Annotated in this window: 1 protein-coding gene and 1 pseudogene; both read right to left on the bottom strand. The window is 70.1% G+C overall.

From position 1 onward, the window contains the following. Window positions 1-814, bottom strand: a pseudogene (locus tag RT567_RS16595) (capsular polysaccharide biosynthesis protein); the annotation flags it as partial. 179 nt (window positions 815-993) lie between these two features. Continuing rightward, window positions 994-1,600: CoA ester lyase (locus tag RT567_RS16590; RefSeq protein WP_313577293.1), on the bottom strand; the 607-nt coding region annotated here is incomplete at its 5' end.

Below are 1,600 nucleotides of genomic sequence, written 5' to 3'. Positions count from 1 at the left end.
CCCAGCCCGAATAGAAGGGGGCGCCGAAGCAGCGCACCGGCAGCCCGCGCAGCAGGGCTTCGAACCCCAGCGCCGAGGTCACGACATAGACCGCATCCACCGCCGCCAGAAGGTCGGCGGGCCGCACGTCGGTGTCGATCAGGGTGACGCCGCCCAGTTCGCCGGCGGGGATGCAGCCCTGCTTGCGTCCCGCCGCCACGGCCGGGTGGCGCTTGACGATCAACTGGGCGTCCGGCTCGTCGCGTCGCGCGGTCGCCAGCATGTCCGAGAAGCTGGCCTCGGTCGCCAGCCCATAGCCGATGGAGGCGTCGCCGAAGGTCTGGTCCACGATCAGCACCCGGCGGCCGGGTTTCAGCAGGGCGGGGTCCAGCGGCCCGCCCATATTGGTCTTTGACACGCCGGAGGCGACGATGCGCTCGATCAGGCCGCGCGCGCGGGCCTTCATGGCGGCGTCGCACCAGTCGGGGGCCGTCGTGATCAGCTGTTCCAACCGGCTAGGCCGCGTCGCGTCATAATAGACGCCCAGATCGTCGACGATCAGGCTGAGGCTGGTCGCCCCGCTCTCGCCGATCCCGACCGAGCGCAGGAAGCCGTCTTCCAGCGCCACATACGGTTTGCCGTGCTTCGCCGCCCAGCGTCGGCCCGCTTCCGCCGTCGGCTTCATGCCCCAGCCCAGCACAGCCTCGATCGACGATCCGGGCAGGGCCGACAGCGTGTAATCGGGCAGGAAGGCGGACAGGAACGGGACCTTCAACACCCCCGGCGCACAGACCCAGGCGCGGGTTTTCGACGGGGGCGTAAGCGGTGCGGTCATGAGGGTTGTCTAAGGTCTGTGGTGACAAGGCGCCACCCCCACGACCGCTCATCCCGGCGGAGGCCGGGACCCAGTGAGAGCAACGCGCTCCGCATCCAGCCATAAGGGGGCGCTGGATCAAACCTATGCGTTTGAAGCCAAAGCACTGGGTCCCGGCCTCCGCCGGGATGAACGGAAAGTCAGAGGTCGGCCAGAAGGTTTTCGGCTGCGTGCAGGTGCAGCCGCTCCACCATCTCGCCCTCGACGCGGATGACGCCTAGCCCGGCGGCCTCGGGCGCGGCGAAGGCGGCGACGACCTTGCGCGCCCAGTCGATCTCGTCAGGCGATGGACCGAAGGCGGCGTTCGCGCTCTCGATCTGCGAGGGGTGGATCAGGCTCTTGCCGTCGAAGCCATACAGCCGCCCCTGCGCGCACTCGGCGGCGAAGCCGGCCTCGTCCTTGATGCGGTTGAACACGCCGTCGATGACGGTCAGGCCGTTGGCGCGGGCGTGGGCCACGACCGCCGCCAGCCACGGCTTCAGTGGTTCGCGGTCGGGCGCAGGGCCGGTCTTCAGATCCTTGGCCAGGTCGTTGACGCCCAGCATCAGGCCGCTCAAGGCCCCGTCCGCCTCGGCGATGTCGCGCAGGTCCACCAGGGCGCGCGGCGTCTCGATCATGGCCCATAGCGCGGCGCCGGGACGCAGCGCCGCCGACAGGGCGTGGACCATGGCCGCGCTCTCGACCTTGGGCGCGACGATCAGATCGACCGGCGCCTCGCGCAGGGCCTTCAGGTCGTCGGCGCCCCAC

It is taken from the genome of Brevundimonas sp. (genome assembly GCF_032107865.1).
Classification (GTDB): domain Bacteria; phylum Pseudomonadota; class Alphaproteobacteria; order Caulobacterales; family Caulobacteraceae; genus Brevundimonas.
Note: the sequence above shows the minus strand (reverse complement) of the source record. Positions and strands in the feature narration are given on the sequence as shown.